This is a genomic window from Erysipelatoclostridium sp. DFI.2.3, from assembly GCF_019132535.1.
GTDB classification, from domain to species: domain Bacteria; phylum Bacillota_I; class Bacilli_A; order Erysipelotrichales; family Erysipelotrichaceae; genus Clostridium_AQ; species Clostridium_AQ innocuum.
The window spans coordinates 114,190-138,769 of sequence record NZ_JAHOOJ010000008.1; the positions used below are offsets into that span (position 1 = coordinate 114,190).

The 24,580-nt window shown below is 48.1% G+C and carries 25 protein-coding genes; 24 read left to right on the plus strand and 1 reads right to left on the minus strand.

The genetic code is table 11. The annotated features are described in order from the left end of the window. Window positions 1-114: 114 nt before the first annotated feature. Window positions 115-693 carry an HD domain-containing protein gene (locus tag KSZ58_RS09915; RefSeq protein WP_217752693.1) on the plus strand — a complete coding sequence of 193 codons (579 nt, stop codon included), beginning with the start codon at window positions 115-117 and terminating at the stop codon, window positions 691-693. A gap of 207 nt (window positions 694-900) precedes the next feature. Here the strand turns inward: KSZ58_RS09915 and KSZ58_RS09920 are convergent, their stop codons facing one another. Further along, a complete protein-coding gene (locus tag KSZ58_RS09920) occupies window positions 901-1,854 on the minus strand; it encodes a tRNA 2-thiocytidine biosynthesis TtcA family protein (RefSeq protein ID WP_217752694.1) in 954 nt (317 codons plus the stop codon). Window positions 1,855-1,964: 110 nt separating this feature from the next. On the opposite strand from KSZ58_RS09920, the gene truB reads away from it, so the two are divergent. The 23 genes from truB to KSZ58_RS10035 all read left to right on the plus strand — a co-directional run bounded on the left by truB (window position 1,965) and on the right by KSZ58_RS10035 (window position 24,566). Continuing rightward, window positions 1,965-2,795 (plus strand): tRNA pseudouridine(55) synthase TruB, encoded by an 831-nt coding sequence (truB, locus tag KSZ58_RS09925; protein WP_021420791.1) that lies wholly within the window; start codon window positions 1,965-1,967, stop codon window positions 2,793-2,795. Between the two features lie 8 nt (window positions 2,796-2,803). Next, on the plus strand, window positions 2,804-3,748 hold the full coding sequence (locus KSZ58_RS09930) for a bifunctional riboflavin kinase/FAD synthetase (RefSeq protein WP_009269140.1): 945 nt from the start codon (window positions 2,804-2,806) through the stop codon (window positions 3,746-3,748). Further along, a complete protein-coding gene (locus KSZ58_RS09935; RefSeq protein WP_009269139.1) occupies window positions 3,739-5,115 on the plus strand; it encodes a GTP pyrophosphokinase family protein in 1,377 nt (458 codons plus the stop codon). The genes KSZ58_RS09930 and KSZ58_RS09935 overlap by 10 nt, the downstream gene beginning before the upstream one ends. Window positions 5,116-5,176: 61 nt before the next feature. Then, the gene (locus tag KSZ58_RS09940; protein WP_002609025.1) at window positions 5,177-5,734 is read left to right on the plus strand and encodes a SpoIIIAH-like family protein; all 558 of its coding nucleotides are present in this window, start codon (window positions 5,177-5,179) and stop codon (window positions 5,732-5,734) included. Window positions 5,735-5,773: 39 nt separating this feature from the next. Then, window positions 5,774-6,103, plus strand: a complete 330-nt coding sequence (locus KSZ58_RS09945) for an Asp23/Gls24 family envelope stress response protein (protein ID WP_002609026.1) — start codon at window positions 5,774-5,776, stop codon at window positions 6,101-6,103. A 50-nt stretch (window positions 6,104-6,153) separates the two neighbouring features. Then, complete coding sequence (locus tag KSZ58_RS09950; protein WP_008817244.1) at window positions 6,154-7,056, plus strand: 5'-nucleotidase; 903 nt, start codon at window positions 6,154-6,156, stop codon at window positions 7,054-7,056. Window positions 7,057-7,131: 75 nt separating this feature from the next. Continuing rightward, a complete protein-coding gene (nusB, locus tag KSZ58_RS09955) occupies window positions 7,132-7,509 on the plus strand; it encodes a transcription antitermination factor NusB (RefSeq protein ID WP_002609028.1) in 378 nt (125 codons plus the stop codon). Then, window positions 7,506-8,834 (plus strand): exodeoxyribonuclease VII large subunit, encoded by a 1,329-nt coding sequence (gene xseA / locus KSZ58_RS09960; protein ID WP_009269138.1) that lies wholly within the window; start codon window positions 7,506-7,508, stop codon window positions 8,832-8,834. Before nusB ends, xseA begins: the two co-directional genes overlap by 4 nt. Then, window positions 8,834-9,046 carry an exodeoxyribonuclease VII small subunit gene (gene xseB / locus KSZ58_RS09965; protein ID WP_002609030.1) on the plus strand — a complete coding sequence of 71 codons (213 nt, stop codon included), beginning with the start codon at window positions 8,834-8,836 and terminating at the stop codon, window positions 9,044-9,046. Before xseA ends, xseB begins: the two co-directional genes overlap by 1 nt. Further along, window positions 9,039-9,881, plus strand: a complete 843-nt coding sequence (locus tag KSZ58_RS09970) for a polyprenyl synthetase family protein (RefSeq protein ID WP_008817242.1) — start codon at window positions 9,039-9,041, stop codon at window positions 9,879-9,881. Before xseB ends, KSZ58_RS09970 begins: the two co-directional genes overlap by 8 nt. Before the next feature lie 13 nt (window positions 9,882-9,894). Then, on the plus strand, window positions 9,895-11,772 hold the full coding sequence (dxs, locus tag KSZ58_RS09975; protein WP_008817241.1) for a 1-deoxy-D-xylulose-5-phosphate synthase: 1,878 nt from the start codon (window positions 9,895-9,897) through the stop codon (window positions 11,770-11,772). Further along, window positions 11,769-12,548: a TlyA family RNA methyltransferase gene (locus KSZ58_RS09980; RefSeq protein ID WP_008817240.1), complete on the plus strand. Its 780-nt coding sequence runs from the start codon at window positions 11,769-11,771 to the stop codon at window positions 12,546-12,548. The genes dxs and KSZ58_RS09980 overlap by 4 nt, the downstream gene beginning before the upstream one ends. A 4-nt stretch (window positions 12,549-12,552) precedes the next feature. Next, window positions 12,553-14,214, plus strand: coding sequence for a DNA repair protein RecN (gene recN / locus KSZ58_RS09985; RefSeq protein WP_008817239.1), 1,662 nt, complete (start codon window positions 12,553-12,555; stop codon window positions 14,212-14,214). Between the two features lie 42 nt (window positions 14,215-14,256). Continuing rightward, the gene (locus tag KSZ58_RS09990; protein WP_227761288.1) at window positions 14,257-15,267 is read left to right on the plus strand and encodes a SpoIVB peptidase S55 domain-containing protein; all 1,011 of its coding nucleotides are present in this window, start codon (window positions 14,257-14,259) and stop codon (window positions 15,265-15,267) included. Between the two features lie 184 nt (window positions 15,268-15,451). Continuing rightward, the gene (gene spo0A, locus KSZ58_RS09995; protein ID WP_002609036.1) at window positions 15,452-16,285 is read left to right on the plus strand and encodes a sporulation transcription factor Spo0A; all 834 of its coding nucleotides are present in this window, start codon (window positions 15,452-15,454) and stop codon (window positions 16,283-16,285) included. 52 nt (window positions 16,286-16,337) lie between these two features. Further along, window positions 16,338-17,519, plus strand: coding sequence for a DNA polymerase IV (gene dinB / locus KSZ58_RS10000; RefSeq protein ID WP_161129354.1), 1,182 nt, complete (start codon window positions 16,338-16,340; stop codon window positions 17,517-17,519). 94 nt (window positions 17,520-17,613) lie between these two features. Next, window positions 17,614-18,237, plus strand: a complete 624-nt coding sequence (locus KSZ58_RS10005; RefSeq protein ID WP_002609038.1) for a stage II sporulation protein M — start codon at window positions 17,614-17,616, stop codon at window positions 18,235-18,237. A gap of 37 nt (window positions 18,238-18,274) precedes the next feature. After that, entirely contained in the window at window positions 18,275-18,937 is a 663-nt protein-coding gene (locus KSZ58_RS10010; protein WP_008817236.1) for a tRNA1(Val) (adenine(37)-N6)-methyltransferase, read from the plus strand. Beyond that, entirely contained in the window at window positions 18,934-19,857 is a 924-nt protein-coding gene (locus KSZ58_RS10015; RefSeq protein ID WP_008817235.1) for a tyrosine recombinase, read from the plus strand. The genes KSZ58_RS10010 and KSZ58_RS10015 overlap by 4 nt, the downstream gene beginning before the upstream one ends. A 312-nt stretch (window positions 19,858-20,169) precedes the next feature. After that, window positions 20,170-21,006 (plus strand): Mrp/NBP35 family ATP-binding protein, encoded by an 837-nt coding sequence (locus KSZ58_RS10020; protein WP_002609041.1) that lies wholly within the window; start codon window positions 20,170-20,172, stop codon window positions 21,004-21,006. 266 nt (window positions 21,007-21,272) lie between these two features. Continuing rightward, a complete protein-coding gene (locus tag KSZ58_RS10025; protein WP_009269136.1) occupies window positions 21,273-22,574 on the plus strand; it encodes an adenylosuccinate synthase in 1,302 nt (433 codons plus the stop codon). A gap of 146 nt (window positions 22,575-22,720) precedes the next feature. Further along, a complete protein-coding gene (locus KSZ58_RS10030) occupies window positions 22,721-23,977 on the plus strand; it encodes a glutamine synthetase family protein (protein WP_008817234.1) in 1,257 nt (418 codons plus the stop codon). A 16-nt stretch (window positions 23,978-23,993) separates the two neighbouring features. Further along, window positions 23,994-24,566, plus strand: a complete 573-nt coding sequence (locus KSZ58_RS10035; RefSeq protein WP_008817233.1) for an ANTAR domain-containing response regulator — start codon at window positions 23,994-23,996, stop codon at window positions 24,564-24,566. The last annotated feature ends 14 nt before the right edge of the window (window positions 24,567-24,580 follow it).

Below are 24,580 nucleotides of genomic sequence, written 5' to 3' on the forward strand. Positions count from 1 at the left end.
TGCATATTCACGATATACCATCTGTTTTTTTACTACGCATCGTTTTCTGCGTTTTGTAATTTCCACAGCTAAGAATACCTGCTATAATATTTACAAACGTACGGAGGACAGCTTATGGAGAACAAGGAACGGTTTTTATCAATATACGGGGAGCATATTCATCGGGAGGGCAGTGAGAAGATTCTGGACTATCTGCTATCGGAGCATAGTGATTTCTTTCGCGCACCGGCAAGCACCCGTTTTCACGGTGCACATGCCCAGGGACTGCTGGAGCACAGCCTGAATGTGTATGACTGCCTGAAGGATTATCTGAGCCGTCCAAGGGTAAAGGAATGCTACCATATGGATTACAATGAGGAAACGATTGCCATTGTGGCTCTGCTGCATGATATATGCAAGATCAACTGCTATAAGGAAAGCACACGGAATCAGAAGGTGAACGGACAGTGGGTGCAGGTTCCCTTTTACGAATATGAAGACCGGCTGCCGTATGGTCATGGCGAAAAGAGCGTCTATATTATCACAGGCTTTATGCGGCTGAGCAGGGAGGAGGCCTTTGCCATCCGCTATCATATGGGGTTCAGCGGAAGTGAGGAGGTACGAAATGTCGGTGCAGCCTTTGAAATGTATCCGCTCGCATTTGCTTTGAGTACGGCGGATATGGAGGCTACATATTATCTGGAAGGAAAGTAGCAGGCGGTCATAGAAAAGGGCAGGAAGCAGACAAAGCGAAGCTGCAGCAGCTGCAAAAGGATCAAACATCATAACAGGTAAGCAGTATGCTCATTCCTGTATGTGAGAGTATGCTGTGCCAGTGGGCAAGACCTGTGAGTTATACGCCATGTGGATGTAACATGCAGGCTGTAAAACATAGAAAAAAAACGTCTCTGACGTTTTTTTCTATATATCCTTCGTAGAAGAATATGTCTGGAAAATTTCTTTGATTGCTGTTCCATCCATAATGGCTTTGCTTTCTTCCTCGCGAATTTTCAAATGACAGCGCTGCTTGGGGGTGTCGCTGTGCGAATAGACGATAAAATAGTTAGCACCGTGGCGTGTCAGCTGCAAATCGCCTTCCTCCTTCAGAAGAACAGACATGGATTTTGCTTTCTCTGCCCTGTGGTCACCCTCCCGATGCCACAGCTCCACCTGATCCTCGTTATACAGCATCCGGATGAAATTTTTCTGTGCCATTGGATAGCTCCTGTAAAATTCTTGCAGCATATCCTTCATTGCTTGCCGCTCCGTATAGCCGTCGTTGGGACAGGTGCTTTTCACGAACGGAATCTGATTTCGTTCCAGTGCCGATAAAATATCGCTTTCATAGGAATAAACCAGCGGGCGGATAAAGGTGGTGTCGGTACGCGACATATACATCTTCGGTAAAAATGTCGCCAGCTTTCCGCCGTGTATCGCATTCATCAGCAGTGTTTCCACAGCATCATCGCTGTGATGGCCGAATGCCACCTTCGTACAGTTCAGCTTCTTTGCGGCGTCGATAACCGTTGCCTTTTTAAACTTGGAACAGAGGCTGCATTTGATGTTGCCCTCCTTATCCGGATTCCGCTTCAAAATTTCATACACCTGGGAATCATACTGGTAAAAGGTGATGCCCTGCTGCCGGCAGAAAGCAACAACCTCACTGAAGTCCATGTTCGGAAAGCCGAGCTTTATATGAATGCCGATCACCTCGAAATTCCTGTCTGCAAATTTTGAATACATGTGCAGCGCAGTCAACAGCACCATGCTGTCCTTCCCGCCGCTCACCCCCACGGCAATCCGGTCACCGTCATCGATCAGATGGTAGTCCTGATCCGCTTTTCGTATATCGCCTAAGATAGTATGCAGTTCCATTTTTTCACATCCTTTAGAAACCGTTTTATTATACCATGCTTTTTTTCACTTTCACATATTCCTCTCATGATTTGTGAAAAATCTATGGTATAATTAGTGACGGTGATAAGATGGACGGTATTTTACTAATAAACAAGGAACAGAATATGACCTCGCATGATGTGGTGGCACGTCTGCGAAGGATTTTACATACAACGAAAATCGGACACAGCGGTACACTGGATCCGAATGCGACCGGCGTGCTTCTGGTTTTGATTGGCAAGGCCTGCAAGGCGCTGCCGTTTCTGGAGGATACGGACAAGGAGTATATTGCGACGCTGCAGTTGGGCATTCAGACGATCAGTGATGATATCTGGATGGAGCCGCTGAAGGAAGCGCCGATACAGCCGATTGCGGATTTCCAATCGGTTCTGGACAGCTTTCGCGGTGTACAGAAGCAGGTACCGCCGATGATATCCAGTGTCCGGGTGAACGGAAGAAAGCTTTATGAATATGCACGGGAAGGGATAGCAGTAACGCGTCCAGAGCGTGAGGTAACCATATATGATATTGAAGCGCTGGATACGCAGAAGCTGCAGTTTCGGGTCAGCTGCAGCTCCGGAACCTATGTGCGTTCCCTGTGCCATGACATCGCACAGAAAACAGGAAATCTGGGATGTATGTCTTCGCTGGTACGTACAAAGGTAGGGCGGTTTTCCCTTGATGAATGCGTTACTCTGCAGGATGTTCAGGAAGGCTGTTTTCAGCTGCATACGCTGCAGGAGGTGCTTTCCCATTATGAACCGGTGGAATATGAACGGCCTGCGGATATTTATAATGGAAAGAAAATCACACTAAGGTGCGAGGCGGATGATGTTGCCATTACCCACAACGGGAACATTGTTGCTATATATCAGCGTGAGGATGCGGCAGTATTTCGCTGTGTCCGCGGCTTATGGTAGGTGAGGCTATGAAGGTAGTACATATAAATTTAACAGGGACAGCAGTTATCGAAGAACCGCTGACAGCCTGTATCGGCTATTTTGACGGTCTGCATCTGGGGCATCAGAAGCTGATTGAAGAGGTGAAGCGCGTTGCGGCAAGGCGCAACACACGCTGTGCACTGATTACCTTTGATCCCGATCCCTGGTGTGTGATCCGGGGATTGCAGGATATTGCACATATCACGCCGATGAAGCAGCGGATGCGGATAGCGGAGGCGATGGGAATCGAATACTGGATCATTCTTGATTTTTCCAGAGAAATGGCGGATCTGACTCCGCAGGATTTTCATGAGAAGGTGCTTAAGCCGCTGCGTCTGGATACGCTGGTTTGCGGATATGATTTCCACTATGGAAGAAAAGGGGAGGGCGATGCACAATCCTTACATGAACAGACGGATTTCGATGTGCATGTCATCGATCAGGTCAGCAGTGAGCATAGGAAAATCAGCTCCTCGCGTATCGAAGAGCTGATCCAGGAAGGCGATATGGAAAAGGCGGCCCGCTTCATGGGACGCTGGTACGATATGGAGGGAAGCGTCAAGGGGGGCAGTCATGTTGGAAGGAAGAACGGATTTCCAACGGCTAACCTGCGTCTGCAGGAGCTCTATGTCATGCCGAAAAAGGGTGTATATGTGGGGGCGGTCAAGGTGCTGGGGACATGGCACAGGGCGATGATGAACATCGGTAACAATCCAACCTACAATTACCAGGAATCAGGATCCATCGAAGCGCATCTTCTGGATTTTGATCAGGACATTTATGAGGAGCCTGTCATCTTCCGGTTCCTATCCTATATACGGGAGGAACGGAAATTTCCGGATGCACGCGCCCTCGGTGAACAGCTGAAAAAAGACCTGGCAACGACACGTTCCTATTTTGAAAAGGGAAAGGAGTCTGCCCTATGCGATTAAAGGTATTTGACACAATTGATGAAGCATTAGCCCTGCTTTCTGAAAACAATGAATTCTATCATGAAATAGAACGGGAGATTGAACAGTATCTGATTGCGGTATTTAAGGAATCCAGTGAAATGATCATCGATATCAATTCGCGTGTGAAGTCAAGGGAGAGCCTGCGTGAAAAAATCATCCGCAACCGCTTTTACGTGGAGAATGACAGCGCGCAGGGAATTCTGGATAATCTGAGTGATTTGATCGGTTTTATCATTGAATGCCGTTTTATTGAGGATGAATACAATGTGCTCAATAAAATACGGGAAACACTGAACATCCGTAATGAAGAGGATGGCTTCTATTATAATGAAATCAATCCGCACTTCTTTCTTGACTGCGCCTCACGGCAGCCCCAGATTCAGAAAAACGGCTTTGCGATCTATCGTATTGACGGCTATTATCTCAAGGACGGACAAAAGGTCAACGTAGAGCTGCAGATCAAGGCGCTGGTGCATTCCTTCTGGGGTGAAATCGAGCATAAGCTGGTGTATAAAAATACGAATTATTATGTGTATGATGATTTCATGAAGGATCTGCTTGCCAGCATCAAGGCCAATCTGACCATTACCGACCGGCAGCTGAACATCATATACAATCAGATGCAGGAAACGTCGCTGAGTGATGCGAGTATCACGGAAACCAGCTTTGAAAAGCAGATTTCCAAGGCCATCAATGATTTGTTCGCACTGAAGATGAACGAATCCATCGGCTTTACGATGAATCTGAAAAGTGTATCTACGATTCTGGGACATTACATCTTTATCAAGGACATTCGCTTTGACGGCGGAAACAATGACCGTATCTCCTCCCTGTTTCGTACCTTCAAGAAGCTGAATTCCATTCAGATGGATTTTGAAAATGAAATTCTCATGGATGCGGATTTCTATTCCAAGGATGTGTTTGTGCATATTCTGGGAAACTATCTGATTTCCGTGCTGAACCGCGATTATGACTGGTTCGTCTTCTTTAAGATGCTGTTCGCCATCGAGCCGGGAAACAATATGGAGGATTTCTGTCTGTTTCTAAATGTAATCAAGAATTATCTGGTCGACAATTACTGGCTGAATACGAGCTTTGTCCGTCTGCCGATGGATCAAAGCGACCTGCTGCATGAGGAATGTGCCCGTATTCTGGCAAACTCCCTGTGTGAAATCGGTACAATTGATATCATTCACGATGATAAAATGGTCGCCATCAACAAGGCGTTTGTCCGCTTTATCGAGGAGCTGGAGAACCGTGTGATCTCCTATTCCGATTTCATGCAGTACCGCAGCGCCTATTATGAAGACTGGATGCAGCGCATGAACAATATTTTTCAAAAGTGAATTAACAGGTATAAGAGGTGTCCTTCCTGCATAGGGTGTAATAGCAAGGAGGGCACTTTTTATGAATAAACAAGCACTTGCATTTCTGACCATGTTCTCTCTGATTCTGATGCTGTCTGTCTACTATGTGACACTGCCGGCGGATTCCACCAGTGTCATGGAGGAACAGGCCCCTCAATCTGATAAAAAAGCAGATAAGGAAAACACAGCAGCAAAGACAGAGGATGCTCAGGGCAAGACGGAAGAAGCACAGGAACAGAAGAAAGATACATCAGAATCGGCAGATGGTTCAACAAAGCTGCAGGACAGCATCAATCAGAAAAAGGAAGAGGAGATCAACCGCAATTCCAGTGTGGTTGCGGATACCAAAAGCGATGACAGTGCAAAGAAAGAAGCACTTGCCGCAATCGATGAGCTGAAGGATGAGAAAAGCATGCAGAAAAGCGTGGCTGACCTGCTGAAGAAGGATGGCTATCAGACAGCTGTGGAAATCAATGGAGATACGTGTATCATCTCGGTGTTTGAACAGAAGGATGATAAAAATGTTGCGAAAACGATCATGCAGAAGGCACAGGAAGCTACAAATCACAAATATTTGATGGAAGTTACTTTCAAATAAGAAATCTTTTTGGTATAATAAGCCTAGAAGGTGATGAAAATGGCTCAAGAGTATATTGCATTAAAGGAACGAAACAATGCAGGTGTAATCGCACTCAGCAAATCTGCATTCCAGACGATTGCGAAAATCGTTGTCGAAGAGGATGAAAACATTCGGCTGGCGGACAGCGCTACACCGTTTAAATATCCGATCAGCTGCAAGATCGTGAATGATCAGCTGATTTTGTCCATCGACATAAAAGTAAAGTACAGCGTAAACGTAAATGAAGAATCAAGCAAAGTACAGAGTAAGATCTTTGAAAATATTGAACATATGACCGGGTATACACCGGATATCATCGATATCCACGTCGTTGGCTTTATCTTTTAAAGAAATCCGTACGGATTTCTTTTTTTCATGAACAGAAGGGAAGTGTAAACATGGCGGTAAGTCTTGAGGACTGCCTGGTAATCGGAATATCCAGCCGGGCATTGTTTGATCTGGATGATGAAAACTACATATATGAAACCAAGGGATTACAGGCGTATAGCGAATATCAGCTGGCGCATGAGCAGGAAATTCTGAAGCCGGGCAGCGGATTTGCCCTGGTGAAGGCCCTGCTGAAGCTGAATGAGAGCAGTAAGAAGCGAAGAGTTGAGGTATTGATCATGTCACGCAACAGTGCGGATACCTCGTTGCGTATCTTTACCTCGATTGCCCATTACGGACTGGATATCACCCGGGCGGTGTTAAGCGGCGGAGGACCACTGACCGGCTATCTAAAGGCATTCGGTGTGGATTTGTTTTTAAGCGCCAATGAGGAGGATGTCCGTTCTGCGCTTGCGGCCGGCTTTGCGGCGGGACGCATTTATACCAATGCGATTGAGGGCTATGATCCGCTGCAGGATATCGCTCAGATCCGGATTGCCTTTGATGGTGATGCCGTGCTGTTTTCAGATGCGAGCGAACAGATATTTCAAAAGGACGGTCTGGAGGCATTCGCAGAGCATGAAAAGGCATGTGCCCGACAGGTACTGCCGGAGGGACCCTTTGCGCAGTTTCTCAAGACGATTGCGGCCCTGCAGAAGGAATTTGAAGGGCATGCACCGATACGCACCGCCCTTGTGACTGCACGCAATGCGCCGGCGCATGAACGGGTGATCCGAACTCTGCGTGCATGGGATGTCCGTATTGATGAGGCCTTTTTTCTGGGTGGCATTACAAAGCGCGAGGTGCTGAAGGCGTTTGGTGCGCACATCTTCTTCGATGACCAGAGCAGCCATACCACACCTGCCAGCAGTGTTGTGCCGAGTGCACAGGTTGTGTATGGGGATGGAAAGTGAAAAAATTAGCAGGAGCAAAGACTGCAAAGTAACAGGCAAATATGATAAAATAAGAAAGATGAATGGAGGATTTCTATGAACAGCAGACATAAACTACGGGAGCTGGCAATGACCAGCCTGTATCAGCATTTTTTATTACAGAAGGATATCAAGGAGTGTGTGTACGACAACAGTGAAACCAATGAGATTGATCCGTTTCTCTACACGGTAACCATCGATGCCATCCGCTATCAGGACGTCTATATTGACAAGATCAATGCGGCACTTCGTCAGGACTGGACGTTTGCGCGCCTTGGCTTTGTGGAGCAGGCCATTTTGATGATGGCGGCATGCGAGCTGGATTTGGAAACGGCACCGAAGGCAATTGTCATTGATGAGGCTGTTACACTGGCGAAGAAATACTGCGACGATGAAACGTATCGTCTGATCAACGGGGTACTGGATCGTCTATGAGTCAGAATGTTTATAGTGTATCCGCGCTGGTACACTATATCAAGCAGACGCTGGACAATGATATCCGTATCCAGTCCATTCTCATCAAGGGGGAAATCAGCAATTTTACAAATCACCGCAGCGGACACTGGTATTTTACCCTAAAGGATGCCCGTTCCAAAATCAGCTGTGTTATGTTTTCCTCCCATGCCAGACGCTGTAACATCCTGTTGAAGGAGGGGATGAAGGTCATCGTAACGGCCTCTGTCTCCATGTATGAGGCGGGCGGAAGTGTACAGCTGTATGTGACAGCGGTACGCTCGGATGGCCTGGGTGATCTGTTTCTGCAGCTGGAGGAAGTGAAAAAGAAGCTGGCTGCACAGGGCTTGTTTGATCCGCAGAAGAAAAAACCGCTGCCGCAGTATCCGATGCGCATCGGTGTGATTACCGCGAAAACCGGAGCGGCCGTACAGGATATCCTGACGACGATTTCCCGGCGCTGGCCGCTGGCTGAGGTTGTGGTGTATCCCAGCCTGGTACAGGGGATTCAGGCAAGTGGAGCCATTGTTGAAAATCTGCGCAAGGCGGATCAGGGCGGACATGATGTCATCCTGCTGGCAAGAGGCGGTGGACCGATTGAGGATTTGTGGTGCTTCAATGAGGAAGCAGTCGCCCGTGCCGTGTTTGCCATGCATACGGTTATCGTAACCGGTGTCGGTCATGAAACGGATACGACACTGGTGGATTATGTATCGGATGCCCGGGCGCCGACACCGACAGCTGCAGCGGAGCTGATCACGCCGGATTTGGAAGAGGTGCGCATGAACGTATCCCTGATGCGGCGGCGGCTCGTAAAGGATATGGAAACACGTCTGCATATGGCGAAGCAGGCCCTGGAGCCGATTCGTTCACACCGCTATATGCGCGACCCGTTAAGCTACATACGGGAAGAGGAAATGAAGCTTGCCATGCATGTGCAGCAGCTGAGCATCGTGGAAGCAACGGTTGCCGCAATGGCCATGCAGCTGAAGCAGAATTCCCATAAGCTCGCCATACACAGCGAACGCCTGTTTCAGAAGAATACACGCAGCATCGCGGAAAGCAGGCTGCGTCTGACGCAGGCACTGCACAATTACGATACGCTGCGAAAACGTCAGATAGGGAATATCAGCGCATTGCTGGATGCCTATTCCCCGCTGAAAAGTCTGTCCCGCGGTTATGCCATCGCCTATCATGGTGATGAAGTGATATCCAGCGTGGACGCTGTAGAACAAAATGACCGGCTGCGCTTGCGCATGCAGGATGGATATTTATATACAAACATCGAGAAGAAGGAGAAATTATAATGGAACAGAAACTGCCGTTTAAACAATCCATGAGCCGGCTGGAGGAAATCATTGCCGCACTGGAAAAAAATGAAATCGAGCTGGAGGATGCCATCGCTCTGTTTGAAGAAGGACTGCAGCTGGTGAATTCCTGTGATTCACAGCTGAAAAATTTTGAAAATCGTGTACAGGAGCTGCTGAACACCTATCAGGAGGGCAGCGACAATGTCTGACTTTGAAAGCTATCTGTCCCATTGTCTGGATACGCTGGAGCACAGCAGAGTCCGCGAGGCAATGCAGTATTCTCTGATGGCAGGCGGCAAGCGGATACGCCCCAGGCTGCTATTGGCAGTGCTGCGTGCCTATGGCTTTGAAGAGACGATCGGCTATCCCGTAGCCGCTGCGATTGAAATGATCCATACCTATTCCTTGATTCATGATGATCTTCCCGCAATGGATAATGACACGCTGCGCAGAGGTATGCCGACCTGTCATGTCAAATTCGGCGAGGATGTCGCTATTCTGGCAGGGGATGCCCTGTTGACGCAGGCCTTTTATACAGCGGCAGCGTGTACCTGCCGTGCAGAGGTTCTTGTGGAAATCTTAAAGCTGCTTTCCGAATTCAGCGGAGCAAACGGCATGATTCTGGGACAGATCAAGGATTTGGAGGGGGAAGCAAATCCCGGCATTGATCATGCCGGACTGCAGGTTATCCATTATTATAAAACCGGCAGACTGCTGAGCCTTCCGCTGGTCTGTGCAGCACTGCTTGCAGGACACAGGGAGGATGCAGCGGTATGGGAGCGCATTGGCGCAGATACCGGATTATCCTTCCAGATTCAGGATGATATTCTGGATGTGACCAGCACCGTTGAGGAGCTTGGGAAAAACATCAACAGCGATGCGGAAAATGAAAAAACAACCTATGTCACGCTGATGGGCGTTGAAGCCGCCCGAGAGGAAGCGGATCGCTATTACCGGCGGGCGCTTGCACAGCTTGATGCGCTGCCGCTGGATGCAGCACCGGTAAGAGAGCTGTTTGACCAGCTGATGAAGCGAAAAAACTGAGAGGAGCGGTTGCATGAACATCTACGATATCAAACAGCCTGAGGACATCAAGGAATGCTCGATTGCGCAGCTGCAGGATCTGGCACAGCAGATACGTGTCTTTCTGATTCAAAGCATTGCCAAAACCGGAGGACATCTGTCCAGTAATCTCGGTGTGGTGGAGCTGACGCTGGCCATGCATTATGTCTTTGATTCTCCAACGGATAAATTTATTTTTGATGTCGGTCACCAGTCCTACGTACATAAAATCCTGACGGGTCGGGGAAATCAGTTCGCAACCCTGCGACAGTATAAGGGGATTGCCGGTTTTCAGAAACGTAAGGAAAGTGAACACGATGTCTGGGAGGCCGGACATTCCTCCACCTCACTGTCAGCGGCACTTGGCATGGCGGTAGGGCGTGATTTGCATAAGGATACCTACCAGATCGTGCCGGTCATCGGGGATGGTGCGCTGAGCGGTGGTATGGCCATGGAGGCATTGAACCAGATTGGCAGTGAACAGCGCAATATGGTCATTATTTTTAACGATAACAACATGTCCATATCACAAAATGTGGGCGCAATGGACGAGGCCTTTACCAAGCTGCGGACAAGCAAGCCCTATACGACATTGAAGGAAGATCTGAAAGGGGCATTATCCACCTCCCGTATGGGTTCCTCTTTACTGCATACCATGAAAAGCATGAAAAATGCAGTCAAGGAAAACGTGGTGGATACCTCTATATTCGGTGATTTTAATCTTGACTATATCGGGCCGGTGGACGGGCACGATTTAAAGATGCTGATCAAGGTACTGAAAATTGCCCGGCAGCACGAGGGACCGATCGTTGTCCATGTCATCACGAAAAAAGGCAAGGGCTATCGCTATGCGGAAGAGGATAAGGAAGGAAAATGGCACGGTGTCAGCCAGTTTGACCCGGAAACCGGAGAATCCCTGGCGAAGCTTCCGGCAGGACATAAAAGCTGGAGTGAGGTCATGTCCCGTACACTGATGAAGCTTGCCGAGCATGATGAGCGCATTGTCGCCATTACACCCGCAATGAAATCCGGCAGTAAGCTGTCCGCCTTTTTTGACCGCTATCCGACACGTTCCTTTGACTGCGGTATTGCAGAGGAGCATGCAATGACGTTTGCGGCAGGCCTCTGTACGCAGGATATCCGTCCGTTTATCTCTGTATATTCCTCCTTTCTGCAAAGAGCCTATGACCAGATCAGCCACGATGTGGCACGTATGCAGCTGCCGGTTGTCATCGGTATCGATCGCTGCTCACTGGTCGGAGAGGACGGTGAGACGCATCACGGTGTGTTCGATATCGCCATGCTGCGGCCCATTCCGAATATGATACTGGCACAGCCCAAGGATGCCCGGGAAGCGCAGAATCTGCTGTACTCCGCCTTTGCGCAGAACAATCAGCCCTATGCGATACGCTATCCAAGAGGTAACGTGTCCTATCAGGCGGTGGAGCAGTACACCTACATACCACCGGGAACCTGGACACAGACGGTGATCCGTGAGGATTATGCGCTCAATATCATCACCTACGGACCGGATGTGGATCGTATCATTTCCAAGGCGAGGGTGAATCAGCTGCCGATCCGGGTAATCAATGCACGCTTCTTCAAACCGATTGATGAGGAGCTTTTGACCTCCGTCTGTGAGGAGGATAAGCCGACGATCATCTTTGAACCGGATATGCTGTGCGGCGGCTTGTCCAGCGCTATTACAGAATTTGCCAATGACCACCGCTATGCGACACATTTTGTCCGTATGGGAATCGATGATCATTTCGTGGAGCACGGCTCGCTGCCGCAGCTGCGAAAGCTGGAGCATCTGGATATGAACACGCTGTTTGAAATCATCACAAGCTACCTGAGGCCGGAAAAGAAATGAGACTGGATGTATATTTAAGCACGCAGGGACTGTGTGACAGCCGTGCAAGAGCACAGGATGCCATACAGGAGGGCAGAGTGACTGTAAATGGAAGGATTGCGAAGAAAAGCAGTATGCCGGTGGATGATTCCATGGATATCAAGCTGGAGGAGGCGGAAACAGCATTTGCCTCCCGCGCAGGCTATAAGCTGTATGATGTGCTAAAGCCCTTTGAAATCGATTTGGAGGGACGCGTCGTTTTGGATGTCGGTGCTAGCACCGGAGGCTTCAGCGATGTCTGTCTGCAAAACAAAGCACGCCTTGTCTACGCAGTGGATGTCGGAAAGGATCAGCTGCTCGAGCGATTGAAAAACGATCCGCGCATTATCAATATGGAGGGTGTCAACTGCCGCTATCTGAGTGGGGATATGTTTGATCCGCGTCCGGATTTTGCCTGCATGGATGTATCCTTTATCTCCATACGGCAGATTCTTCCGGTGCTGGCAGAGCAGTTTGCCGATATGGAAATCGTCGCCCTGGTAAAGCCGCAGTTTGAAGCTGGCAGAGCAAAGGTCGGCAAGCATGGCATCGTGAAAAATGAAAAGGTACACATCGAGGTTTTACAGTCCATGTGCGACTATGTGAAAACCCTCGGCCTATATGTCCATCACCTGTGTGCCAGCAGTGTGCTGGGCAGGGATGGCAATAAGGAATTCGTCATGCATTTGAAGCATACACAGACGCATAAGGTTTTTCCCATTCGGGATATTGTTAAAAATTATACAGTAAAGAGGTGAGAATATGCTTACACAGATCTATGTGAAAAATTTCATCCTGATGGATGAGGTGCAGCTGGAGCTGCATGACAACATGTCAGCCTTTACCGGAGAAACCGGTGCCGGAAAATCCCTGTTAATGGATGCCATCGGTATTCTGAAGGGAGATCGTGTTAACAGCGACATGATCAAGGAGGGCTGTGACAAGGCTGTCATTGAAGGCGTTTTTGAACTTGCACCACAGCACAGCGTGCTGCAGCAGCTGCAGGATGCAGGCCATGAATGTGAGGACGGCCTGCTGATTGTTACACGTGAGGTAACCCGGGAGGGAAGAAGCATTGCGCGGATCAATCAGCGCACGACAACGGTTTCCTTTGTAAAGCAGATCGTTTCCCAGCTGGTCGATATTCATTCCCAGCATGACACACAGTATCTGCGTAATGCGGCATCTCACCAGCTTCTGCTGGACCGATTTGCACGCGATGAAGATCTGCTGGCAAAGACGAAGCAGAGCTATCACAGCTACCGTTCCATGAAGGATGCCCTGGAGGAAGCGCTCCACAGTGATTACAATGAGGACGATCTGGAATTTCTAACCTTTCAGCTGAATGAAATCGACGAGGCACAGCTGCAGGAAGAAGAACTGGAGGCGCTGGAGCAGGAACAAAAACGTATGATGGCATATGAAAAGCTGAGCTCCTCCGCATCACAGGCGGTTGCCCTTTTGGATGAGGGAAGCGTTTCTTCCATCTATGAAAGCTATCGCCTGCTGCATGCGCTGCATGAGGATGAAACCTTTACGGATGCGGCTGCACAGCTGCTGGATCTGTACTATGCGCTGGATGAGCAGTGCTCCCGCGTCCGCACCCATCTGGAGGAGCTCGAATTCGATGAGGGCCGTTTCCATGAACTTCAGGAAAGAATTTTCCTGATACACAAGATACAGCGGAAATACGGCGGCAGCTATGCGGCTGTCATGGAGAAACGCAGCTTTCTGGAAAAAAAGATCGACAGCATCCTGCACCGCCAGGATTTTATCGCAAAATCCGAGAAGGAGCTGGAGAAGGCCAGAAAGGTATATGAAGAAGATTGTATGCAGCTGCATGTGCTGCGCGAAAAAAAGGCAAGGGAGCTGGAGCAGCTGATTCTGCAGCAGCTAAAGGATTTGCAGCTGCCCAATGCACGTTTCCACGTTGAACTGGAGCCTTTTGAGGGGAATGCGCAGGGCAGTGACAAAATCACCTTTCTGGTATCCATGAATGCCGGAGAGCGGCTGCGTCCGCTGCAGGCTACAGCCAGCGGCGGGGAGCTTTCCCGTTTTATGCTGGGATTGAAGACCGTCTTTACACGGCTGACGGGTATTGATACCATTATCTTCGATGAAATCGATACCGGTGTCAGCGGCAGTGTTGCGTTTTCCATCGGAAAGAAAATGCGTCAGCTTGCGCAAAGGACTCAGGTGTTCTGCGTGACTCATCTTGCAAGTGTTGCGGCCTGTGCCATGCAGCATTATGTAGTGGAAAAGCATCAGGAAGGCGGACATACAGAAACTACGATCCGCCTGCTGAACGATAAAGAGCGCATACAGGAAATGGCTGTGATATCACAGGGCAGCACCAGTGAAAGTGCTCTGCAGGCAGCAAAAGAGCTGTATGAGCTTGCAAAAAAGGAAACAGGTAATAATTAACTGACATGACCATCTCCCGAGGAACCACACTATCTTCAGGAGGTGAACGATTTGTACAAAAAAATAGTTGCTTTTTTATGCGCACTGTCCCTACTGCTTCCCATCGGCATTCACGCCAGCGATGACCTGTATCTGGGCGGTGACAGCATCGGTATTCAGCTGGATTACAACGGTGTGATGATTACGGGAACATATCCGTTCGTCGTACAGGGTGAAACCTATGATCCCGGCGGTACCATCCAGCCCAGTGATATCCTGGTAAAGGTGAATCAGGTACCGATATCCTCCATGGATGAATTGTATCAGCAGCTGTCCGCCTTTCAGGAATCTGTCAATGAGATTCCTGTCGAAATACGACGCGGTTCGAACACCATACCGGTTACCCTGAAAACCACGTATGATGCCTCCACACGTTCGTTTAAAAGCGGCTTGTATGTAAAGGATAAAATTGTCGGTGTTGGAACATTGACCTATTATGATCCCTCCAACAATACCTACGGAGCCTTAGGTCATGAAATTATGGATTCTGATTTAAAGCAGATTGCAGAGGTACCTTCCGGAAGCCTGTATCCGGCCAATGTCATATCTATAACGAAGGCACAGGATAACATTCCGGGTGAAAAGCATGCGGAAATAGATTTCTCCTCCGCCTTCGCCAATGTACTTGCTAATACCAATATCGGTATTTATGGTCATTACGATTCCATGCTGCGAAATGTCGAAGCTCTGCCATGGGCAAAGCATGATGAGGTACATACGGGAAAAGCCGTCATGTATACTGTCTTACAGGGAAATACGATTGAGCCCTTTACGATTAACATCACGAAGGTACACCGGCAGAATACATCCGATGTCAAGGGTATCGAATTTACGATTGCGGATGAGCGTCTAGCTTCTGCGTCGAATGGAATCGTACAGGGAATGAGTGGATCACCGATTGTGCAGGATGGAAAAATCATTGGTGCTGTCACGCATGTCATCACCTCCCACCCTTCCAACGGGTATGGAGTCTTTGTCGAATGGATGCTTGAAAAATCCAGAAATATGGCTTAAAATCCGCATAAACCGACATATTTTGAGCAAATGTTATGCTTTGAAACAAAAGGAACGGCGTTTTCGTCGCTCTTTTTCATTTTTTGGAAGTTTTTGTGAAATTCTTTTCTTCATTCGACATTTTATCTGAATTTCTGCATACGGAGGTTCGTATAATGGATGTCAGTAAGGAGAGAGGAAATGTATGAATAACAAAATGAATGTATATCTGGTGGATGATAGCATGGAGATGATCCACAGTATGAAGGAAGCGCTCACAAAGAGCGACGGGTATCAGGTCATCGGAAGTGCCACCAATGGCGAGCAGTGTGTCAATGAGCTGCGCGGCAAGCATCTGGATGTCCTTGTGCTGGATCTGATTATGCCGAAGAAGGACGGCATCAGCGTTCTGCACGATTTGAAGAAAAACCATATACAGGTGGATCACATCATCTGTACAACACCGTTTGTGAACGATCTCATCGTGGCAGGTGTTCAGAATTACCGTATCGATTATATTCTGATGAAGCCCTTTGAGATAGAACAGCTGTGTGATAAGCTGAACTTCATTGTCGGCTACACACGGAAGGAGCATATATCCAGCAATGTGGTGAAGGTCAATCTGGATGATGATGAGAAGGAGCGTCTGCAGAAGCTGGAGCTGGAAAGTGAGATTACAGAGCTGTTGCATGAAATCGGGATTCCTGCACATATCAAGGGTTACATGTATCTGCGTACAGCAATTCTGGAAACCTATCTGAATGTTGATTTTCTGGGACAGATCACAAAGGTGCTGTATCCGGAAATCGCCAAGAAATATGCAACCACGGCATCCCGTGTGGAAAGAGCCATTCGACACGCAATCGAGGTAGCATGGAACAGAGGCAACATCGATGCAATTGATGATATCTTCGGATATACGATATCTGCCAGTAAGGCAAAGCCAACCAATTCCGAATTCATCGCCATGATTTCCGACAAGCTGCGCTTAGAGCACAGACTGCGCAACAAAAACAATGTGATCAAGACATTCCGCTAGCTTTTCCCCTGAAAATCCAGTATACTATACTGTAAGACAAGGGAGTTGTTTTATGGCAGGAAGAGTTATCTTACATATTGATCTAAATTCCTACTTTGCAAGTGCGGAGATATTGAAAAACTCTGCATTGGAGGGGCAGCCGGTCGTTGTGGCGGGACTGCACAGGCGAAGTGTGGTATCAACGGCAAGCTATGAAGCCCGCAAGTACGGGGTACACAGCGCGATGCCATTGCATATGGCAATGGAGAAGTGTCCAAATCTTGTTGTTGTTCAGGGCGATTACGACTGGTATGAGGAATTGAGTAATCGTTTTTTTAAATATCTGCGTCGTTTTTCAAGTCTGATCGAGCCGGCCAGTATCGACGAATGCTATATGGATGTCACCGATGTCATCAAGGACTATAAGCGACCGCTGGACCTTGCCTGGCAGATACAAAAGAGTGTGCAAAAAGATTTGAAGCTGCCCTGCAGTATCGGTGTGGCACCGAATAAATTTCTGGCAAAAATGGCAAGCGACATGCGTAAGCCGATGGGAATCACGATATTGCGCAAGCAGGAGGTTCCCAAAAAGCTGTGGCCGCTTCCCATCAGTGATATGTGGGGAATTGGAAAGAAGACGGTACCACTGCTGATCAAGCATGGAATCACAACGATTGGCGACCTTGCGGATGCAGAAAATGAATCCAAAATCATGACGCTGCTTGGCAAGCATGCCTATACATATATTCAGAATGCACGTGGTAACGGAAGTGCACAGCTTTCCTTCAATAACAGTGTGCAGTCCATATCGCAGTCCACAACTCTGGATCGTGATATTACGGATTATGAGGAGGTTAAAACCGTTTTGAAGCGTCTTGCGGCCACATTGAGCAGACGGGCAAGGGAAGATCATATCAAGGGTTCTTTGATATCCATCAGTATCCGCTATTTTGACTTCACCAATGCCGTTCGTTCCACCAACATTCATTCCTATACCGATGATGCAAACGTGCTGCTGGAGCATGCACTGCTCTTATTTGACCGTCACTACAACGGCAGGGAAATCCGCCATCTGGGAATCGGTCTGGGATCTCTGTATTCCGCAGAGCATACGATCGATCAAATCGATTTGTTTCAGCATGAGATTCAGCCGCTGAATGATGTCGAGGATGTGTTGAAGGAGCTGAATGCGCAGCTGCCGGGAGCGCATCTGATACGAGCCAGTGATATTCATCCGTCCAAGGGACAGAAATAAACGAAAGAGCCTCATAAAAGCTTATGAGAAGTTTGTCGATAAGTTGGCAGCAAGACTGCCTTCTTTTTTTCATATAGTGTAGTGAGGTGACAATATGAAAAAAAATATTCCCCTAAAAAAGAGGCAGGGCTATCATGGGTTTCTCAAGAAATACCATAACGTATATCTGTTCATTGCGATTCTTGTCGGCTGCGGGATACTGATGGGTATCATTGTATCCAATTATATTGATGTATCGGATATAAAGAGCTTATCCAGCTATCTGACGACCATTGATTCCGGTGTTGATAAATACGATTACTTCGTATCGCAGTTTTTCAGCGGTATCGTGTTTATTCTGTTTGTGTTTTTGCTGGGAACCTCCCTGATTGGAATTCCCATTATCAGCTTTATCGCCTTTACGAAGGGTATGCAGATCGGCTTTTCCTGTGCGCTGTTTGTGTATACATATCATTTAAAGGGAATTGCAGGCATTATCATGACCCTGCTTCCACAGGTGGCAATGGATCTGATTGCGACCTTTCTGATCTCCGCCAGCGCCATTCAGCTGTCCATGTATATCATCTATTCCACAACGAATCGGGAGCGGCTCAATTTCAAGCAGCTGGGCAACAATGTACTGAACGATATCTTTATCTGCTTTGTGATCATTCTGGCAGGCAGCTATCTGAAATCGACACTGGTGATCGAATTCATAAAACTGTTTAATTTGATGTGATCTTCCGCTATAATAATAGAGACAGGGAGGTTGCAGCATGGAAAATTACACGTATGATTATATCAACGGGACGGATATTTATCTGTATCAGCATAAAAAGATGTTTCGCATCAACACAGACACGGCGCTTCTGGCGCAGTTCATGAAGGTCAAAAAAGGGGAACGGGTACTGGATATCGGCACGAACAACGGAGCGTTGCTTCTTGCGGCACACCGCTATGCTCCGTCATATCTGTATGGCATCGATATCCAGCCGGAGGCCATAGCGGTTGCGGAAAAGAATATGGAGCATCACCATATAACGAATGTGGTGCTCATGGCACAGGATATATGCGATGCCGCTTTGGAAAAGGTGGATGTTATTGTCTGTAATCCGCCATATTTCAAGGTGGATCAGGAAAGCAATCTCAATGAATCGCAAAGTCTTCAGATGGCGCGCCATGAACGCTTCCTCACACTAAGGACCCTGTGTCAGCGGGTCAGTGAGCTGCTGGATGAAAAGGGACGCTTCTATATGGTGCACCGGGCTTCCCGTATATCGGAAATCGCCTATACCCTGAAGCAGCATCGTCTGGAAATTCGTACCCTCCAGTTTGTCTATGATGCCAACAGAGAGGAAGCAGTCAGTGTATTGGTGGAGGCGGTAAAGGATGGCAGGGTAAACGCCCACGTACTGTTACCGCAGATCATAGAGCGATGAATCTGCAGGAGGCTCTGCAGGACTATCTGCATTACATACAGGCGGTTGATCAGAAATCACTGGCAACCATTCATTCCTATACACAGGATTTGCAGGAATACCTCAGCTGGCTGCAGATGCAGGGAAAAACGGAGATGGAGGATATTCTGCCCCGGGATATCCAAAGCTTTTTATCTGATATGGAGCAGGGGGACATACAGGAGGACGGCCTGTGCTATAAGCGCAGCAGTGTCAATCATATGCTGAGCAGCATTCATATGTTTCACCGCTTTATCTCAATGAACCATCCCTCGATTCTGGATCCCTCGATCCATCTGCGGGGAGGGAAGAAGGAACAGAAGCTGCCCCTGTATTTCAATCCGCATGATATCGAGCTGCTGCTGGACAGCTTTGGACAGGATGCGCAGGGACTGTATCAGAAAGCCATTCTGGAGCTGCTGTATGGCTGCGGTCTTCGTGTCAGTGAGGTGTGCGAGCTGCGCATAAATCAGGTACACCTGGAGCAGGGCTATCTGCGGGTGATCGGAAAAGGGGATAAGGAACGCATGGTGCCGATGCATGAACGCTGTATGCGTGTCCTGCGTACGTATCTGACACAAATCCGTCCAACATGGGAAAAGCGGAAAAGTACACGTGTTTTCCTGAACAGCAGAGGAAATGTTCTGACACGGCAGTATGTTCATACGCTGATTAAGCAGCGCCTGCAGGCACTGGGGCTGGATGAGCGTCTTTCAGCGCACAGCTTCCGTCACAGCTTTGCGACACATCTGTTGGACGGCGGTGCAGATTTACGGGTTGTGCAGGAGCTGCTGGGACACAGCGATATCGCAACAACACAGATTTATACTCATGTGCAGAACCGGAGGCTGAAGGAAGCCATCGATCAGTATCATCCCCGCTCCGTTAAAAAGGAGAAATGACAACGAGGAAAGCGCACATCATAAGCTTAGTCATATACCACCTCACTGCCTCTGCTGCATGGAGTGCTGTCTAAGATAACATACAGGAGGAAGGCAGTTCTAGTTAAAATTATAGAAGGTTTCTGCACGAACAGCGCATAGCCTTCATCGTGCTGGCAAAGAGTCATTTATCGCAGACAGGAAACGCACCTTCCGTTTGCTATACGAGCCCTACCATCCATTTCGCGAAAAAGTGAATCGAAAGCATTGGAAAACGATGCGAAAAGATGTAAAATAAGATAGGTTATACAGATAATATAAGGAGAGCTGAATATGAGTAACTGTAATTCATGCCCCAGCAAGGGAACCTGCGGCAAGCAGGCTGACAGCTGCGGCATCCAGAATAATGAACGCAATAAAATCCGTCATGTCATCGGTGTGATGAGTGGCAAGGGCGGTGTAGGAAAATCCAGTATGAGTGTACTGATGGCAAAGGAAATGGCCAGAAGAGGCTTTCGTGTCGGTATCATGGATGCGGATATCACAGGACCAAGTATTCCACGTCTGATGGGACTGGAGCATGCACAGGCATTCGGTACAAACGACGCCATTGAGCCGGTCGTGGATAAGGATGGCATCAAGGTCATGTCTTTGAATTTTCTGATGGAGGATGAAAACCAGCCGGTTGTATGGCGCGGTCCGATCGTAGCAAATGCAGTTAAGCAGTTCTGGACTGATGTCGTATGGGAGGAGCTGGACTATCTGTTCATCGATATGCCTCCGGGAACTGGTGATGTCGCGCTGACGGTACTGCAGAGTCTGCCTGTCAGCGGAGTTATTATGGTATCCACTCCGCAGCCGATGGTATCCATGATCGTATCCAAGGCAATCAATATGTGCAAGCAGGTCAAGGTCGAGGTACTGGGGATTATTGAAAATATGAGCTATGTCGTTTGTCCGGATTGCGGTAAACGGATCGAAATCTTCCAGCACCGCAATGTGGAGGATTTTGTCAGGGAAAATGAGGTGCCTTTATGGGCAGAGCTGCCGATGATGGACAGCATTTCCAGAATTTACAAGGATGATGATTTCGATACGGAAACAGCACAGCAGATGTATGCCTGGATTTCACCTGCGGCAGATCAGCTGATTGAAAAAATGGGCAAATAAATACATAAAGAGGAATGTTAAACAGCACGATAACCTTTATTGGATATCGGCTGCATCTTCCTCTTTTTTTTGCGTAGTCTTACTACAACAGCAAAGCTCCTTTACAGGGGATATTTAGATAAAAATGCTGGAAATCCTTTCACCCTTCTTGGATGAAACAATTTTCAAAAAAAGATGTTTATTTTTTACATGAAGTGTGCTATATTAGTAAAGGATTTTTTAAAAGTATCAATCTGCTTTGAAAATACCCGTAAGGAGGAATTTTTATGCCAGGATATGTAGTTGTCGGAACCCAGTGGGGAGACGAAGGAAAAGGCAAGGTTGTAGATTATCTGGGATCACGCATGGATGCCGTTGTGCGATTTCAGGGAGGAAACAATGCGGGTCATACCGTCGTTGTACAGGATAAACACACAGGACAGAACCAGCAGGTGGTGCTTCATCTTCTGCCAAGCGGTGTGCTGCAGAAGGCTTCCTGCATCATCGGACCAGGGGTTGTTGTGGATCCGTTTGTCTTTCTGGAGGAAATCAATCAGCTGGAGGAGCGCGGTTTCAATACAGATCATGTATTGCTCAGTGACTGCTCACACATCATCATGCCCTACCATGTACGGCTGGATGCTTTGATTGAAGCAAGTCTGAAGGATCATAAAATCGGAACAACCAAGCGGGGAATCGGCCCCTGCTATGCGGATAAATATTCCCGTCAGGGACTGCGTATCGGAGATTTGCAGGATTTTGAAAGCTTTAAGAAAAAGCTGAAGCTTGCAGTGGATATGAAAAATATCACCTTTCAGAAGGTGTATGAGGATCCGGGCTTTTCCTATGAGGAGCTGGTTGCGCAGTTTGCGCAGATTCGCAAGGCATTACTGCCGCGTATCATCAATGCACAGATTGTAATCAACCAGGCACTGGATGCACAGAAGCAGGTTTTATTTGAGGGTGCACAGGCCGCCATGCTGGATATCAATTACGGGAACTATCCGTATGTGACAAGCTCCTCTCCAACCTCCGCCGGTGTTTGTACCGGTGCCGGCGTTTCACCAAAGAAGCTGGATGTCATCATCGGTATCGCGAAAGCATATTCCACAAGAGTCGGAGAGGGACCGTTTGTGAGTGAGCTGTTCGACGATATGGGTGCGTGGCTGCGTGAACAGGGACATGAGTTCGGGGCAACCACCGGACGTCCGAGACGCTGTGGCTGGCTGGATGTGAATGTGGTGCGTCATGCGGCTATGATCAACGGATTGAGCGATCTGGTTATCACCAAGCTGGATATTCTGAGCGGCCTGAAGAAAATACGCATGTGTGTAGCTTACGATATTGACGGTGTACGCTATGATTATATCCCGAGCAGCATGGAAGAGCTACAGAGGGCAAAACCGATTTATGAAGAGTTTGACGGCTGGCAGGAGGATATTTCTACGATGAAGACCTACGAGGAGCTGCCTGAAAACTGCAAAATCTATCTGCGTCGTATCGAAGATCTGTGCAATACGCGAATTTCTATGATTTCTGTCGGTCCGGAACGCAACTGCAACATTTATCTTCATGAAATGCTGAAATAGTTGACAACAGCACATCACTTTTGTAATATAATACTGGTATCGGAACAAAGGCGTTCTACAGGCGGAAAACGTAGCTTTTCCAGATTTGTAGACGCCTTTTTCGTATAAGCGGCCAAATGCCACACAGGATAGTAAGGAGGATGCATATGGTGACAAGTGAACGTGAAATTATGGAATTCATCGAGGAATATGATGTGAAGTTTATTCGTCTGGCTTTTTTCGATTTGTTTGGCAACCAAAAAAATATATCCATCATGCCCCGGGAGCTGAAGCAGGTATTTGCCCATGGCTTGAGCTTTGATGCAAGTGCAGTTAGCGGATTTTCTCAGGAATCACAATTTACAGAGGAGCATACCTCCGATCTGTTTCTGTTTCCGGATATCTCCACACTGACCATTCTTCCATGGCGTCCGCAGATTGGGCGTGTTGTCCGAATGTATTGTGAGATACGTTATCCTGATGGGAGTGCATATGCTCTGGATACACGCTCTCTGCTGAACCGTATGAGAAAGCAGGTAGGCGGGAAGGGAATGCAGATTATGGCAGGCACGGAATGCGAGTTTTACCTGTTTGAGCGAGATGAAAACGGAAAGCCGACAACGATTCCCTATGATGAGGCTAGATATTGTGATATTGCGCCACTGGATAAGGGTGAGAATGTCCGACGGGAAATCTGCCTTGATCTGGAGGAGATGGGCATTCATCCCGAAAGCTCGCATCATGAGCAGGGACCCGGGCAAAATGAAATCGACTTCCGTTTTGACGAGGTTATGCCCTGTGCTGATAATCTGATGACCTTTCGCAATGTCGTGGACATGGTTGCTCTCTCCAGCGGTCTGAAAGCAAATTTTCACCCAAAACCGCTGCAGCAGCAGCCGGGAAACGGTCTGCATATCAATCTGTCCCTGTTTCGAAACGGCGAAAATCTGTTTGCACAGGAGCAGGGCCGCTACATGGAGGCTTTTCTGTCCGGGATACTTCGTCGTATCCGGGAAATTACCCTGTTCTTAAATCCGGAAACAGAATCCTATCTGCGTCTGGGAGAGGATAAGGCTCCCAAATATATTTGCTATTCCCGCAGCAACCGTTCCGCACTGATTCGGATACCGGCAGCCAATGAGCATCGCACACGCATTGAGGTACGCAGTCCCGATCCCTCCTGCAATCCCTATTTGGCACTGACACTGCTTATTGCCGCAGGTATGGAGGGCATCGAGGATGGATTAACGGCGAAAGAGTTTCATGGAAATGTCTATCTGCATCATGAGGGTCTACAGGAACTGCCCAGTTCACTGCAGGAGGCTCTGCAGCTAGCTCAAAACAGCAGCTTCACAAAGCGTGTTTTGGGAGAGGAACTGCTGCAGGGCTTTCTAAACGCGAAGATCAAACAGCTACGCATGTAAGAAAGGGGGACTGGTCATGTTACATGTGCTTCTCGTCAGTACGAGTGAGAAAACCACAGGAATTCTAAAGGAATATCTGAATATGGAGGACTGTATGAATATCACAGCCTGTAAAACGGCCTCCAGGGCACGTAGAACGGCTCTGGAAACAGCCTTCGACATGATCATCATCAATTACCCGCTTGCGGATGAACGTGAATATGAGCTGCCGCAGGATCTGGCAGAAAAAAGTGATGCCTCTATCATGCTTATGGTACCGGCTGAGGTCTATGATATCATTGCGGATCGCATGGAAAAAGCCGGTATTTATGTGTTGTTAAAGCCGGTTAATAAAACAGTACTGCTCTGCGTCTTACGCTTTGCCATTGTCACGCAGAAGCGCATCCGCGCCATGCGTATGAGAAATCGCTCACTGAAGGACAGACTGAGTGAAATTAAAGTTATCGATCGGGCAAAATGCCTGCTTATGGAACATGAGCAGCTAAGTGAAGCACAGGCACACCGGTATCTGGAAAAGCGAGCTATGGATTCGCAGATGAGCCGACTGCAGGTGGCGGAGCAGCTGTTGAAAAAATATCAGCTGCCCTGACTGTAAGGAAAGTG

Bases quoted from the DNA above. Each gene is read 5' to 3' on its own strand.
- KSZ58_RS09915 (WP_217752693.1), top strand. From the start codon at position 115: ATGGAGAACAAGGAACGGTTTTTATCAATATACGGGGAGCATATTCAT.
- KSZ58_RS09920 (WP_217752694.1), bottom strand. From the start codon at position 1,854: ATGGAACTGCATACTATCTTAGGCGATATACGAAAAGCGGATCAGGAC.
- truB (WP_021420791.1), top strand. From the start codon at position 1,965: ATGGACGGTATTTTACTAATAAACAAGGAACAGAATATGACCTCGCAT.
- KSZ58_RS09930 (WP_009269140.1), top strand. From the start codon at position 2,804: ATGAAGGTAGTACATATAAATTTAACAGGGACAGCAGTTATCGAAGAA.
- KSZ58_RS09935 (WP_009269139.1), top strand. From the start codon at position 3,739: ATGCGATTAAAGGTATTTGACACAATTGATGAAGCATTAGCCCTGCTT.
- KSZ58_RS09940 (WP_002609025.1), top strand. From the start codon at position 5,177: ATGAATAAACAAGCACTTGCATTTCTGACCATGTTCTCTCTGATTCTG.
- KSZ58_RS09945 (WP_002609026.1), top strand. From the start codon at position 5,774: ATGGCTCAAGAGTATATTGCATTAAAGGAACGAAACAATGCAGGTGTA.
- KSZ58_RS09950 (WP_008817244.1), top strand. From the start codon at position 6,154: ATGGCGGTAAGTCTTGAGGACTGCCTGGTAATCGGAATATCCAGCCGG.
- nusB (WP_002609028.1), top strand. From the start codon at position 7,132: ATGAACAGCAGACATAAACTACGGGAGCTGGCAATGACCAGCCTGTAT.
- xseA (WP_009269138.1), top strand. From the start codon at position 7,506: ATGAGTCAGAATGTTTATAGTGTATCCGCGCTGGTACACTATATCAAG.
- xseB (WP_002609030.1), top strand. From the start codon at position 8,834: ATGGAACAGAAACTGCCGTTTAAACAATCCATGAGCCGGCTGGAGGAA.
- KSZ58_RS09970 (WP_008817242.1), top strand. From the start codon at position 9,039: ATGTCTGACTTTGAAAGCTATCTGTCCCATTGTCTGGATACGCTGGAG.
- dxs (WP_008817241.1), top strand. From the start codon at position 9,895: ATGAACATCTACGATATCAAACAGCCTGAGGACATCAAGGAATGCTCG.
- KSZ58_RS09980 (WP_008817240.1), top strand. From the start codon at position 11,769: ATGAGACTGGATGTATATTTAAGCACGCAGGGACTGTGTGACAGCCGT.
- recN (WP_008817239.1), top strand. From the start codon at position 12,553: ATGCTTACACAGATCTATGTGAAAAATTTCATCCTGATGGATGAGGTG.
- spo0A (WP_002609036.1), top strand. From the start codon at position 15,452: ATGAATAACAAAATGAATGTATATCTGGTGGATGATAGCATGGAGATG.
- dinB (WP_161129354.1), top strand. From the start codon at position 16,338: ATGGCAGGAAGAGTTATCTTACATATTGATCTAAATTCCTACTTTGCA.
- KSZ58_RS10005 (WP_002609038.1), top strand. From the start codon at position 17,614: ATGAAAAAAAATATTCCCCTAAAAAAGAGGCAGGGCTATCATGGGTTT.
- KSZ58_RS10010 (WP_008817236.1), top strand. From the start codon at position 18,275: ATGGAAAATTACACGTATGATTATATCAACGGGACGGATATTTATCTG.
- KSZ58_RS10015 (WP_008817235.1), top strand. From the start codon at position 18,934: ATGAATCTGCAGGAGGCTCTGCAGGACTATCTGCATTACATACAGGCG.
- KSZ58_RS10020 (WP_002609041.1), top strand. From the start codon at position 20,170: ATGAGTAACTGTAATTCATGCCCCAGCAAGGGAACCTGCGGCAAGCAG.
- KSZ58_RS10025 (WP_009269136.1), top strand. From the start codon at position 21,273: ATGCCAGGATATGTAGTTGTCGGAACCCAGTGGGGAGACGAAGGAAAA.
- KSZ58_RS10030 (WP_008817234.1), top strand. From the start codon at position 22,721: ATGGTGACAAGTGAACGTGAAATTATGGAATTCATCGAGGAATATGAT.
- KSZ58_RS10035 (WP_008817233.1), top strand. From the start codon at position 23,994: ATGTTACATGTGCTTCTCGTCAGTACGAGTGAGAAAACCACAGGAATT.